This window comes from Vibrio sp. B1ASS3 (genome assembly GCF_905175355.1).
Taxonomy (GTDB): Bacteria; Pseudomonadota; Gammaproteobacteria; order Enterobacterales; family Vibrionaceae; genus Vibrio; species Vibrio owensii.
The window spans coordinates 3357941-3371524 of record NZ_HG992742.1; the positions used below are offsets into that span (position 1 = coordinate 3357941).

The 13584-nt window shown below is 47.1% G+C and carries 6 protein-coding genes, 3 tRNA genes and 3 rRNA genes; 3 read left to right on the top strand and 9 right to left on the bottom strand.

Going from position 1 to position 13584, the window contains the following annotated elements:
* Nucleotides 1–5: 5 nt before the first annotated feature.
* The 9 genes from KJB05_RS15220 to rluD form a co-directional block, all read right to left on the bottom strand.
* Nucleotides 6–82: transfer RNA gene (locus tag KJB05_RS15220), tRNA-Asp, on the bottom strand.
* Between the two features lie 32 nt (nucleotides 83–114).
* Nucleotides 115–231 (bottom strand): 5S ribosomal RNA (gene rrf / locus KJB05_RS15225).
* Between the two features lie 89 nt (nucleotides 232–320).
* A 23S ribosomal RNA gene (locus tag KJB05_RS15230) occupies nucleotides 321–3210 on the bottom strand.
* A 294-nt stretch (nucleotides 3211–3504) separates the two neighbouring features.
* Nucleotides 3505–3580, bottom strand: a tRNA-Glu gene (locus KJB05_RS15235).
* Between the two features lie 41 nt (nucleotides 3581–3621).
* Nucleotides 3622–3697, bottom strand: a tRNA-Ala gene (locus KJB05_RS15240).
* A gap of 134 nt (nucleotides 3698–3831) precedes the next feature.
* A 16S ribosomal RNA gene (locus KJB05_RS15245) occupies nucleotides 3832–5384 on the bottom strand.
* The 16S, 23S and 5S rRNA genes sit together here with 3 tRNA genes alongside, the layout of an rRNA operon.
* Nucleotides 5385–5890: 506 nt before the next feature.
* Entirely contained in the window at nucleotides 5891–8464 is a 2574-nt protein-coding gene (gene clpB, locus KJB05_RS15250; protein WP_041057786.1) for an ATP-dependent chaperone ClpB, read from the bottom strand.
* A 146-nt stretch (nucleotides 8465–8610) separates the two neighbouring features.
* A complete protein-coding gene (pgeF, locus tag KJB05_RS15255) occupies nucleotides 8611–9339 on the bottom strand; it encodes a peptidoglycan editing factor PgeF (RefSeq protein ID WP_122068167.1) in 729 nt (242 codons plus the stop codon).
* Between the two features lies 1 nt (nucleotide 9340).
* Nucleotides 9341–10318, bottom strand: a complete 978-nt coding sequence (gene rluD, locus KJB05_RS15260) for a 23S rRNA pseudouridine(1911/1915/1917) synthase RluD (RefSeq protein WP_005440614.1) — start codon at nucleotides 10316–10318, stop codon at nucleotides 9341–9343.
* 136 nt (nucleotides 10319–10454) lie between these two features.
* Between rluD and KJB05_RS15265 the strand changes: the two genes are divergently transcribed.
* The 3 genes from KJB05_RS15265 to raiA all read left to right on the top strand — a co-directional run bounded on the left by KJB05_RS15265 (nucleotide 10455) and on the right by raiA (nucleotide 13500).
* A complete protein-coding gene (locus tag KJB05_RS15265) occupies nucleotides 10455–11183 on the top strand; it encodes an outer membrane protein assembly factor BamD (protein ID WP_009707676.1) in 729 nt (242 codons plus the stop codon).
* A 143-nt stretch (nucleotides 11184–11326) separates the two neighbouring features.
* A complete protein-coding gene (locus KJB05_RS15270; protein WP_208445586.1) occupies nucleotides 11327–12796 on the top strand; it encodes a lytic transglycosylase F in 1470 nt (489 codons plus the stop codon).
* Between the two features lie 377 nt (nucleotides 12797–13173).
* A complete protein-coding gene (raiA, locus tag KJB05_RS15275; protein WP_005447957.1) occupies nucleotides 13174–13500 on the top strand; it encodes a ribosome-associated translation inhibitor RaiA in 327 nt (108 codons plus the stop codon).
* The last annotated feature ends 84 nt before the right edge of the window (nucleotides 13501–13584 follow it).

Sequence of the window (13584 nt, forward strand, 5' to 3'; positions counted from 1 at the left end):
ATAAGTGGCGGAGCGGACGGGACTCGAACCCGCGACCCCCGGCGTGACAGGCCGGTATTCTAACCAACTGAACTACCGCTCCGCACTGGTTAGACATTTAAGTCTAAATTTAAAGCCTGGCGATGTTCTACTCTCACATGGGGAAGCCCCACACTACCATCGACGCTAATTCGTTTCACTTCTGAGTTCGGAATGGAAGTCAGGTGGGTCCAAATCGCTATGGTCGCCAAGCAAATTCTTTAATTCGGAAAGCTGTTTTAAGTTCTATTTACACATTCAATGTTCTTACATCGAGTCCATCAAAACCCCTTGGGTGTTGTATGGTTAAGCCTCACGGGCAATTAGTACAGGTTAGCTCAACGCCTCACAACGCTTACACACCCTGCCTATCAACGTTCTAGTCTCGAACAACCCTTTAGGATACTTAAAGTATCAGGGAAGACTCATCTCAGGGCTCGCTTCCCGCTTAGATGCTTTCAGCGGTTATCGATTCCGAACTTAGCTACCGGGCAATGCGTCTGGCGACACAACCCGAACACCAGAGGTTCGTCCACTCCGGTCCTCTCGTACTAGGAGCAGCCCCCTTCAATCTTCCAACGCCCACGGCAGATAGGGACCGAACTGTCTCACGACGTTCTAAACCCAGCTCGCGTACCACTTTAAATGGCGAACAGCCATACCCTTGGGACCGACTTCAGCCCCAGGATGTGATGAGCCGACATCGAGGTGCCAAACACCGCCGTCGATATGAACTCTTGGGCGGTATCAGCCTGTTATCCCCGGAGTACCTTTTATCCGTTGAGCGATGGCCCTTCCATTCAGAACCACCGGATCACTATGACCTGCTTTCGCACCTGCTCGAATTGTCATTCTCGCAGTCAAGCGGGCTTATGCCATTGCACTAACCTCACGATGTCCAACCGTGATTAGCCCACCTTCGTGCTCCTCCGTTACTCTTTGGGAGGAGACCGCCCCAGTCAAACTACCCACCAGGCACTGTCCGCAACCCCGATTAGGGGTCAACGTTAGAACATCAACACTACAAGGGTGGTATTTCAAGGACGGCTCCACAAATACTGGCGTACTTGCTTCAAAGCCTCCCACCTATCCTACACATGTAGGGTCAATGTTCAGTGCCAAGCTGTAGTAAAGGTTCACGGGGTCTTTCCGTCTAGCCGCGGGTACACTGCATCTTCACAGCGATTTCAATTTCACTGAGTCTCGGGTGGAGACAGCGTGGCCATCATTACGCCATTCGTGCAGGTCGGAACTTACCCGACAAGGAATTTCGCTACCTTAGGACCGTTATAGTTACGGCCGCCGTTTACCGGGGCTTCGATCAAGAGCTTCGACCGAAGTCTAACCCCATCAATTAACCTTCCGGCACCGGGCAGGCGTCACACCGTATACGTCATCTTACGATTTTGCACAGTGCTGTGTTTTTAATAAACAGTTGCAGCCACCTGGTATCTGCGACTCTCGTCAGCTCCATCCGCAAGGGACTTCACCATCAAGAGCGTACCTTCTCCCGAAGTTACGGTACCATTTTGCCTAGTTCCTTCACCCGAGTTCTCTCAAGCGCCTTGGTATTCTCTACCCGACCACCTGTGTCGGTTTGGGGTACGATTCCTTACAATCTGAAGCTTAGAGGCTTTTCCTGGAAGCATGGCATCAATGACTTCACTACCGTAGTAGCTCGACGTCGTGTCTCAGCCTTAAGAGAAACCGGATTTACCTAATTTCTCAGCCTACGCACTTGAACCTGGACAACCGTCGCCAGGCCCACCTAGCCTTCTCCGTCCCCCCATCGCAATTGTAAGAAGTACGGGAATATTAACCCGTTTCCCATCGACTACGCCTTTCGGCCTCGCCTTAGGGGTCGACTTACCCTGCCCCGATTAACGTTGGACAGGAACCCTTGGTCTTCCGGCGAGGAGGTTTTTCACCCCCTTTATCGTTACTCATGTCAGCATTCGCACTTCTGATACGTCCAGCATGCGTTACCACACACCTTCAACCGCTTACAGAACGCTCCCCTACCCAATGCACAAAGTGCATTGCCGCAGCTTCGGTTTACTACTTAGCCCCGTTACATCTTCCGCGCAGGCCGACTCGACCAGTGAGCTATTACGCTTTCTTTAAATGATGGCTGCTTCTAAGCCAACATCCTGGCTGTCTGAGCCTTCCCACATCGTTTCCCACTTAGTAGTAATTTGGGACCTTAGCTGGCGGTCTGGGTTGTTTCCCTCTCCACGACGGACGTTAGCACCCGCCGTGTGTCTCCCGGATAGTACTTACTGGTATTCGGAGTTTGCAAAGGGTTGGTAAGTCGGGATGACCCCCTAGCCTTAACAGTGCTCTACCCCCAGTAGTATTCGTCCGAGGCGCTACCTAAATAGCTTTCGGGGAGAACCAGCTATCTCCAGGTTTGATTGGCCTTTCACCCCTAGCCACAAGTCATCCGCTAATTTTTCAACATTAGTCGGTTCGGTCCTCCAATTGATGTTACTCAATCTTCAACCTGCCCATGGCTAGATCACCTGGTTTCGGGTCTATATCCAGCGACTGAGTCGCGCAGTTAACACTCGCTTTCGCTACGGCTCCCCTAGATGGTTAACCTTGCCACTGAATATAAGTCGCTGACCCATTATACAAAAGGTACGCAGTCACACCACGAAGGTGCTCCTACTGCTTGTACGTACACGGTTTCAGGTTCTATTTCACTCCCCTCACAGGGGTTCTTTTCGCCTTTCCCTCACGGTACTGGTTCACTATCGGTCAGTCAGTAGTATTTAGCCTTGGAGGATGGTCCCCCCATATTCAGACAGGATATCACGTGTCCCGCCCTACTCGATTTCACTTTATATGCGTTGCCGGTTACGGGGCTATCACCCTGTATCGCACAACTTTCCAGAAGTTTCACCTGACGCATAAAAAGCTTAAGGGCTAGTCCAATTTCGCTCGCCGCTACTTTCGGAATCTCGGTTGATTTCTTTTCCTCGGGGTACTTAGATGTTTCAGTTCCCCCGGTTCGCCTCGCTGCGCTATGTATTCACGCAGCGATACTTACTTATGTAAGTGGGTTTCCCCATTCGGAAATCCCAGACTCAAATGGTTTTTACTACCTAATCTGGGCTTATCGCAAGTTAATACGTCCTTCATCGCCTCTGACTGCCAAGGCATCCACCGTGTACGCTTAGTCACTTAACCATACAACCCGAAGGAGTTTCGAGTTGATGTTCAAATCACCAAAGTTGTCTCTCATTATTTGAATGAGCGAGAGACATTTCGATTTTGCCGGACTCAATTTCGAATAATCACTGTAAAAGTGATATTCCCAAGAACACTTGAATGTGTTTTTTGGTGTTTGTCATAAAGACAAACATTGAGAACTTTACAAACAATCTTAAAGATTGTTTTGTCAGCTTTCCAAATTGTTAAAGAGCTAATCACTTCTTATGAAGTAACCATTTTTAAAAACTCTCAAGAGAGAATGTTTAAAGATGGTATCCCGTAGGGGAGTCGAACCCCTGTTACCGCCGTGAAAGGGCGGTGTCCTAGGCCTCTAGACGAACGGGACACTATAGGTTGTTTTGCTAAAAGCAGAAACAATGTGGCTAGTGGTGGAGCTAATCGGGATCGAACCGATGACCTCTTCGCTGCCAGCGAAGCGCTCTCCCAGCTGAGCTATAGCCCCACATAAATCGCTTCAGCATTTTATGCAGAACCAATCTTTGCTCTGAAATCTAAACCATATCAATCTGTGTGGACACTCATCGTGATTCATTTGTCTTCACTTTTTAAAAGTGAAAGCAAACTATCCGTATCGTTTAAGGAGGTGATCCAGCTCCAGGTTCCCCTAGCGCTACCTTGTTACGACTTCACCCCAGTCATGAACCACAAAGTGGTAAGCGTCCTCCCGAAGGTTAAACTACCTACTTCTTTTGCAGCCCACTCCCATGGTGTGACGGGCGGTGTGTACAAGGCCCGGGAACGTATTCACCGTGGCATTCTGATCCACGATTACTAGCGATTCCGACTTCATGGAGTCGAGTTGCAGACTCCAATCCGGACTACGACGCACTTTTTGGGATTCGCTCACTATCGCTAGCTTGCTGCCCTCTGTATGCGCCATTGTAGCACGTGTGTAGCCCTACTCGTAAGGGCCATGATGACTTGACGTCGTCCCCACCTTCCTCCGGTTTATCACCGGCAGTCTCCCTGGAGTTCCCGACATTACTCGCTGGCAAACAAGGATAAGGGTTGCGCTCGTTGCGGGACTTAACCCAACATTTCACAACACGAGCTGACGACAGCCATGCAGCACCTGTCTCAGAGTTCCCGAAGGCACCAATCCATCTCTGGAAAGTTCTCTGGATGTCAAGAGTAGGTAAGGTTCTTCGCGTTGCATCGAATTAAACCACATGCTCCACCGCTTGTGCGGGCCCCCGTCAATTCATTTGAGTTTTAATCTTGCGACCGTACTCCCCAGGCGGTCTACTTAACGCGTTAGCTCCGAAAGCCACGGCTCAAGGCCACAACCTCCAAGTAGACATCGTTTACGGCGTGGACTACCAGGGTATCTAATCCTGTTTGCTCCCCACGCTTTCGCATCTGAGTGTCAGTATCTGTCCAGGGGGCCGCCTTCGCCACCGGTATTCCTTCAGATCTCTACGCATTTCACCGCTACACCTGAAATTCTACCCCCCTCTACAGTACTCTAGTCTGCCAGTTTCAAATGCTATTCCGAGGTTGAGCCCCGGGCTTTCACATCTGACTTAACAAACCACCTGCATGCGCTTTACGCCCAGTAATTCCGATTAACGCTCGCACCCTCCGTATTACCGCGGCTGCTGGCACGGAGTTAGCCGGTGCTTCTTCTGTCGCTAACGTCAAATAATGCAGCTATTAACTACACTACCTTCCTCACGACTGAAAGTGCTTTACAACCCGAAGGCCTTCTTCACACACGCGGCATGGCTGCATCAGGCTTGCGCCCATTGTGCAATATTCCCCACTGCTGCCTCCCGTAGGAGTCTGGACCGTGTCTCAGTTCCAGTGTGGCTGATCATCCTCTCAGACCAGCTAGGGATCGTCGCCTTGGTGAGCCATTACCTCACCAACTAGCTAATCCCACCTAGGCATATCCTGACGCGAGAGGCCCGAAGGTCCCCCTCTTTGGCCCGTAGGCATTATGCGGTATTAGCCATCGTTTCCAATGGTTATCCCCCACATCAGGGCAATTTCCTAGGCATTACTCACCCGTCCGCCGCTCGACGCCGTTATCGTTCCCCGAAGGTTCAGATAACTCGTTTCCGCTCGACTTGCATGTGTTAGGCCTGCCGCCAGCGTTCAATCTGAGCCATGATCAAACTCTTCAATTTAAGATTTTGTTCGGCTCAATGAATACTGAACATTACATAAGTAATGTTTGAATTGACTGTGCTGAATCTTTCGATTCAATGGTCACTTCGTTTCATTGAAACCTAATTTGAAACCGAAGTTTCTAATTGGATTATCATCAACGAGTGCCCACACAGATTGATAGGTTCTTATTTTTAAAGAGCACACTCTGAAGTTCTCTTCAAAGTGGACGGCCATTTTAGCGAGATAACTTATCGTGTCAAACACTTTTTTAAGTTATTTCTCTGTGAGTTACTTTCTAACTCACTGACCTCGTTATCTCGGCTTCGCTTTGTTTGCTTTCCCGTGACAACGGAGGCGCATTATAGGGAGTTCGTTTAGGAACACAACCCTATTTTTCAAAAAAACTTATCCTTTTGGTTCGTTCGTATAGAAAACAATCAAAAACCGATAAAAGTGCATCAAAAAGGGGACTACTGCCCCCTAAAACTTGAACTTCGTCTCACTTTTCACTGCATTAGTGAAATTACTGGTGAGCGATAATTTGGTCATTGTTCACAATCAGCTGTACTTTCTTATCTGGCAATATTTGGCCGGCTAAGATTGATTTCGCTAGTGGGTTTTCGACATTTTGTTGAATGGCACGTTTTAAAGGACGCGCACCATAGACAGGATCGAAACCAACTTGAGCAATTAAATCGAGTGCTTTCTCGGACACCTCTAACTGATAACCTTTTTCTTCTAGGCGTTTCGCTAGACGCGCTAGCTGAATAGAAGCAATCGACTTAATGTGCTCTTGACCAAGAGGATGGAAGACCACGCTTTCATCAACACGGTTTAAAAATTCTGGGCGGAAGTGTTTACTGACCACATCCATCACTTCATTCTTAATACCTTGGTAATCCAGAGTAGCAAAGTTCTCTTGGATGCGAGCTGAACCTAAGTTCGATGTCATGATCACTACAGTATTACGGAAATCAACCGTTCTGCCCTGACCATCTGTTAGCCGGCCATCATCCAATACTTGCAGCAGAATATTGAACACATCTGGATGTGCCTTCTCTACTTCATCTAATAGGATGACAGAATAAGGTTTACGACGAACTGCTTCTGTTAGATAACCGCCCTCTTCATAACCAACGTAACCCGGAGGCGCGCCAACTAGTCTTGCCACAGAATGTTTCTCCATGAACTCTGACATGTCAATGCGTACCATTGCGTCTTCGCTATCGAACATAAAGCTCGCGAGCGTCTTACACAATTCCGTTTTACCCACACCTGTTGGACCTAAGAATAAGAAGGAACCAATCGGTTTGTTTGGATCGGATAATCCTGCTCGGCTACGACGGATTGCATTTGATACCACTTCAACCGCTTCCGCCTGACCAATCACGCGTTTGTGCAGAACCTCTTCCATGCGAAGCAGTTTTTCTTTTTCGGCTTCGAGCATTTTAGAAACGGGGATACCCGTTTGCTTAGAGAGTACCTCTGCGATCTCATTGTCCGTCACCTTGTTACGCAGCAGCGTCATCTCTTGCATTTCAGCTTGAGTAGCAAGATCGAGCTGTTTTTCAAGCTCAGGAATACGGCCATATTGCAGCTCCGACATGCGGTTTAGATCACCGGCTCGGCGTGCAAAATCCATATCCATTCGGGCTTGCTCTAACTCACTTTTAATATGTTGAGTGCCAGATAGTGCTGCTTTTTCTGCATTCCACACTTCTTCTAGCTCTGCATATTCACGTTCTTTCTCGTTCAACTCGTCGTTAAGCACATCCAAGCGTTTTTCACTTGCTTCATCATGCTCGTTACTCAGTGCTTGCTGTTCGATCTTAAGCTGGATGATTTTACGTTCGAGTTTATCGAGCGATTCTGGCTTAGAGTCGATCTGTAGACGAATGCTAGAAGCGGCTTCATCAATAAGGTCGATCGCTTTATCAGGCAACTGACGATCCGAAACATAGCGATGCGACAAACTTGCGGCTGCCACAATCGCTGGGTCGGTAATCTCTACATGGTGGTGAAGCTCATAACGCTCTTTCAAACCACGAAGAATAGCAATCGTGTCTTCAACTGTTGGTTCATCCACCAGCACTTTTTGGAAACGACGCTCAAGTGCCGCATCTTTCTCTATATATTGGCGGTATTCATCCAATGTAGTGGCGCCTACACAGTGGAGCTCACCACGAGCCAATGCTGGTTTTAGCATGTTGCCGGCATCCATTGAGCCTTCGCCCTTACCTGCGCCAACCATGGTATGAAGCTCATCAATAAACAGAATGACGTTGCCTTCTTCTTTGGCTAGTTCATTCAATACCGACTTCAAACGCTCTTCAAATTCACCACGGTATTTTGCACCAGCAACAAGTGCGCCCATATCTAACGAAAGCACGCGGCGGCCACGTAGCCCCTCTGGTACTTCATTATTGATGATGCGCTGAGCCAAACCTTCTACGATAGCGGTTTTACCCACACCTGGTTCACCAATGATCACAGGGTTGTTTTTAGTACGGCGCTGCAATACTTGGATGGTGCGGCGGATTTCATCATCACGGCCGATAACCGGATCCAACTTACCCTGCTCTGCACGTTCGGTAAGGTCTATGGTGAACTTTTCCAATGCTTGGCGTAGCTCTTCCGCGTTCGGGTCATTAACCTTTTGACCACCTCTGATCTTTTCGATCGCTTGGCTAACTTTTTGCTCGGTCAAGCCCATCTCTTTTAGTAGCTGACCAAGTGGGCCACGGTCTTCTAATGCTGCAAGCAAAAAGACTTCGGAAGAGATGTAGGAGTCCTGACGCTTTTGAGCCACTTTATCGCACAAATTGAAAAGTGTCCCCATAGAGCTAGACAGCTGAACATCACCGCCGATGCCACTGACTTTAGGCAGTCGGTCTAACATTTCGCTCAATTTAGAGCGTAGATGAGTTACGTCGACATCTAACATGGTTAGTAGTGGACGAATTGGGCTACCGTTCTGATCAAGCAATGCCACCATTAGGTGCACTGGTTCGATATATTGATGATCGCGCCCTAACGCTAGTGACTGAGCATCAGAGATAGCGATTTGAAACTTACTTGTGAATCTATCAAGACGCATATCTTTCTTCCTAACCTCAACTTAAGGAAATTCTTTTGACAGTTAGAAAGATGGATACGCAGAGAGGGAATTTCAAGGGAGTGAATTAATAAAGATAGCTTTGCAAAAATGAAGCTATGCATCTCAACACTTTTGCGCAGTAGTGATCAGTCCTCAATCCAAATAAAAGTAGCTTGTCGACCTGTCACACCATCACGGCGGTAGGAATAAAAGTCATTTTTATCTTGGAAAGTACACAGGCCGGAGTCAAATACTTGAGTGACACCAAGTTTGTTGAGACGTTGAGTTGCAAGCTTAGACATATCCGCCAGCCACTTCCCTTCAATATCACGAGGAGTAAAGGCTTGATGAGCTTGTGAATCAAAATCCACAAAGGCTTGCAGAACATCTTCACCGACTTCAAATGCTTGGGGGCCAATTGCAGGACCAAGCCACGCCATTACTTCACCAGAAAACAACTCTAGTGCATTTTCAACGATACCATTTGCCAAGCCGCGCCAACCAGCATGAACAGCTGCTACTTGGGTACCTTGCGTGTTGGTTAGTAGAACAGGCAAACAATCCGCTGTCATGGCCGAACAAACAACCTGACTTGAAGAGGTAAACACACCATCCGCATCCAGTACTTGCTTTGTAGGAGCGCTTGCTTGAGCTACCACTGTAGAATGGGTTTGGTTCAACCAGATTGGCGCACTAGGCATCTTTGCTTGTTGCGCCAACCAGTCACGGTTCTTTTCTACGATAGACAAGTCATCCCCAACATGCGCACCCAAATTTAGCCCTTGGTAAGGCGTCGTCGAAAAGCCATCGACTCTGGTAGAGGCGAAGGCTTTTACGTTTTTTGGTGCTGGCCAGTTAGGAATAATTGTCTTCATATTAGAACTCGTCAGGTAGACCGAACTCTTCTGTATCTTTACGCAGCGCTTCTGTCATTTCTACCATGTCGTCAGGTACAGGAGCGTGGAACTCTAGCTCTTCACCAGTAACAGGGTGTTCAAAACGAAGCATTACCGCGTGCAGAGCTTGGCGGTCAAAGCCACGGATCATTTCCGTTAGCTCTTGTGATGCGCCAGTTGGGATACGAGCACGACCACCGTAAGCAGTATCACCTAATAGTGGATGCTGTAGGTAAGACATGTGTACACGGATTTGGTGTGTACGGCCCGTTTCTAGACGCAAGCGAATACGTGTATGCTCACGGAAATGTTCTGCCACACGGTAGTGAGTAACAGCATGTTTACCCATTGGGGCAACCGCCATTAGCGTACGTTTAGTAGAGTGACGACCAATTGGTTTATCTACTTTACCGCCCGCCGTCATACGACCGATTGCAATCGCTTCATACTCACGAGTGATGTTACGTTTTTGCAGAGCGCGTACTAGACGAGTTTGTGCTGGTACGGTTTTCGCTACCACCATTAGACCTGTTGTATCTTTATCTAGACGATGCACAATACCTGCGCGAGGTACTTCGGCGATGTCTGGGTAATGATGCAACAGTGCATTTAGTACAGTGCCATCTGGCGTACCCGCACCTGGGTGTACTACAAAATCACGAGGCTTGTTGATTACGATGATGTCTTCATCTTCGTAGACGATATCGAGAGGGATATCTTGTGCTTCCCAGCGTTCTTCATCTTCCAGCTCGGCTTGCAAGGTAATTTCCTCGCCACCCATTACTTTGGTGCGAGGTTTAGTGACAACTTCACCATTCACTTGTACTTTCCCTGCAAGCAACCACTCTTTCAAGCGAGAGCGAGAGAAGTCCGCGAATAATTCGGCGATAGCTTGGTCTAAACGTTGACCTAATTGGCTATCTTTTACGGTGTTGGTTAAAACAATCTGCTGAGCCATATCGAACTTTTTTAAAAACTGTGAGACTAATGCTCACGACTGTGGAAAAATAGACTATTACGTCATTGTATCTGTTACTGGAAAGAAAGTAACGGCAGCTTAAGAAATATTTAGATTCAAGGAACAGACTCCTGATATGAAACATCAGACTTTAACAGGCCTTTTAGCGGTATCCCTTCTGTTTGGCTGTGCAAGCAAAGAAGAAATCGTTCCTGATGTGCCACCTTCTGAACTGTATGCAGACGCTCAAACTTCTCTGCAAAGCGGTAACTGGCTTTCTGCCATCGAGAAATTAGAAGCTTTGGATTCGCGTTACCCGTTTGGTGCCTACTCTGAGCAGGTACAACTTGACCTTATCTACGCGTACTACAAAAACGATGATCTAGCATTAGGTCTGGCAACGATCTCTCGCTTTATGCGTTTGAACCCAACTCACGAAAAAATGGACTGGGTTTTATACATGCGTGGTTTGAGCCACATGGCACAAGACCGTAACTTCATGCATGACCTGTTCAACGTAGACCGTAGTGACCGTGACCCAGAGCCAGTGAAGAAAGCATTTGATGATTTCAAAAAGCTGCTCGATCGTTACCCGAATAGCCCTTATGCGGAAGACTCGCAAAAACGCATGGTGGCATTGAAGAACCGTCTTGCTGACTACGATCTTGCAACCGCAGACTTCTACTTACGTCGTGAAGCATGGATTGCAGCAATCAACCGTGCACAAGAACTGCAAAAAGCATTTCCTGATACAGAAGCCGCTCGTAAGTCACTTGAGATTCAGCTAGAAGCTTACAAGCAGTTGAAACTGGATGATTCAGTTGCCAGAACTGAAGAGCTGATAAAGCTCAACCCAGTTAACTAATCTTAAGCCGTCACAGTCCCAAGCTGTGGCGGTTTTGTTTTATTCCGCATTAATTTTTGTTTTATCCTTTCTCGTTATCACATTCACTTCCTTGATGATTTTTTAAGCGACACATATGCTTAAAGTTCTCCTTCACCATCAACATGGATGTGAACGTGACACTATCAAAGTTATGGACGGGACTGTTGATCCTACTCTCCGCGTCGAGTTTTGCTCTCGAGCTATCTCCTCTTAGACAGCCGCCTTACACGGGCGATCTCGATGTCATCAAAGAGAAAAACGTCTTGCGCGTATTGGTATCTGCCGATTTGGGTTTCTATTACATAGAGGGAGGAGAACCAAAAGGGATTGGCGCCGAGTTGCTTGCGCATTTTGAGAGAGATTTACGCAAACTCAAACCTAAGATCAATATTCAAATCATTCCTGTATCTCGTGATGAGCTGCTTCCCTCCCTTGAGCAAGGGTTAGGAGATTTGGTTGTTGCGAATCTCACCATTACCGACGCACGTAAGAAGTTGGTTGATTTTAGTGATCCTGCCATCACTGGCATTGAAGAATGGGTAATCACCAATAAGAAAACACCAGTGATGACCAAGCTTGATCAGCTAAGCGGCAAGGAAATATGGGTACGTGCCAGTTCAAGTTACTTCGAGAGCATTCAAGCCTTAAACAAACAACTTAATAAGAAAGGCTTACCACCTGTTGTTGTGCATTTCATAGAAGAAACACTACAAGACTACGAACTGGTAGGAATGCTCAACAATGGCTATGTCAAAGCCATCGTTCTTGATAGCCACAAAGCCAAGTTGTGGATGAGATTTATGGACGATATCCGTGCTCATACCAAAATCCCAATCCGCAAAGGTGGTGAGATCGCCTGGGCAATGCGTCACGACAGCCCTGAGCTAATGAAAGTGGTGAACAAATTCATTCGCACAGCCAAATCTGGCACCTTACTTGGGAACGTCATTTACGGGAAATACATCGACAACACCAATTGGTTGAACAAGGCATTGAACCCGAAAAAGATTGCTCAGCTTGAAAAGCTCTCTGCTCTGTTTTCTAAATATGGGGAGAAATACGACTTTGATTATCTGCTGATCGCTGCAGTGGCTTATCAAGAGTCGGGGTTCGATAACAACTTAGCGTCTAGCCGTGGCGCTGTCGGTATCATGCAAATCTTACCAAGTACTGCGAGTGACCCGAACGTAAACATAAAAAACATTCGTAACTTGGAAAACAATGTTCATGCAGGCGTGAAATACATGGCGTTCCTGCGCCGCTACTACTTCAGTGATGAGGCAATCAGCAAAGAGAACAAACTCTACCTAACACTTGCGGCATATAATGCCGGGCCAGGAAACGTTGAAAGAATGCGTAAGCGCGCGGCTCAGCAAGGCTACGATCCCAATGTTTGGTTTAACAACGTTGAAGTGGTGACGCGCAGGAGTTTGGGGGAAACCGTAAGATATGTGACCAATGTGAATCGCTACTACGTGATCTACAAGCAGCTAGAGAGCCTTGATCTCGCGAAAACGCTGGATAACGTTTTACTTGTTCCAGACGATCCCGTTTTTATGACGCCGCTGAGAAGAGTCAGTCAAACCCCATAAGCATAGAAACTCTAAATAGAAAACCAAAAACGCCGCTCAACGAATTAAGCGGCGTTTTTGAATCTAACTTACTGTGCACTTTAAGAGTGATCTGATTCACATCTTTGTTCTGGTTAATTTTTAACTAACTAGAATTACAGGCCGTATAACTCCCCTAAAAACGGGTTAGTTTTCAGCTCAGTACTCTATCCAATCTAATGATTTCGAATCCGATAACAAGCAATTTTCACATAAATCTCAGCAGTTCTTGAGTGAGATCACATTCATTTTCCATCTCCAAAAAGCCGCTCAAAATAGTGATCAAGATCACATTCTTTTATCCTCAAAGCGGTAATCTGAATTCAACCCATGAGGGATGAAACAGAGGAAAAACATTTATGACAATGAACATCACTGGTAAAAACATCGAAATCACCTCTGCAATCCGTGCTCATATTGAGAGCAAATTTAAAAAGCTGGAGAAATGGCAAGTAGACATCATTGGATGCCAAGCAACTTTCAGTGAGGAACCAAACAAACAGAAGAAATTCGAAGCCGTTATTAAAGTTCCTAAAGGCCAGCTAATCGCCTCAGCAACTCACGAAGATCTTTACGCAGCTATCAATGAAGTGGAGCAAAAACTAGAACGACAACTGAATAAGCTGACCCACAAACCTGAAGCTCGACGTGCGAATAAGCCTGAGCTAGTGGAAGAAGAAGAGTAAACCGTCCAGATTGAGGAAGTAGCGCCGAAAGGCGCTATTTTTTTGCTTGACGCTCCCCGCCTGCTTGCTTATTGTGTTTAAACA

Excerpts from the sequence above, each read along its gene's own strand:
- clpB (WP_041057786.1), bottom strand. The coding sequence starts at position 8,464 with ATGCGTCTTGATAGATTCACAAGTAAGTTTCAAATCGCTATCTCTGAT.
- pgeF (WP_122068167.1), bottom strand. The coding sequence starts at position 9,339 with ATGAAGACAATTATTCCTAACTGGCCAGCACCAAAAAACGTAAAAGCC.
- rluD (WP_005440614.1), bottom strand. The coding sequence starts at position 10,318 with ATGGCTCAGCAGATTGTTTTAACCAACACCGTAAAAGATAGCCAATTA.
- KJB05_RS15265 (WP_009707676.1), top strand. The coding sequence starts at position 10,455 with ATGAAACATCAGACTTTAACAGGCCTTTTAGCGGTATCCCTTCTGTTT.
- KJB05_RS15270 (WP_208445586.1), top strand. The coding sequence starts at position 11,327 with ATGGATGTGAACGTGACACTATCAAAGTTATGGACGGGACTGTTGATC.
- raiA (WP_005447957.1), top strand. The coding sequence starts at position 13,174 with ATGACAATGAACATCACTGGTAAAAACATCGAAATCACCTCTGCAATC.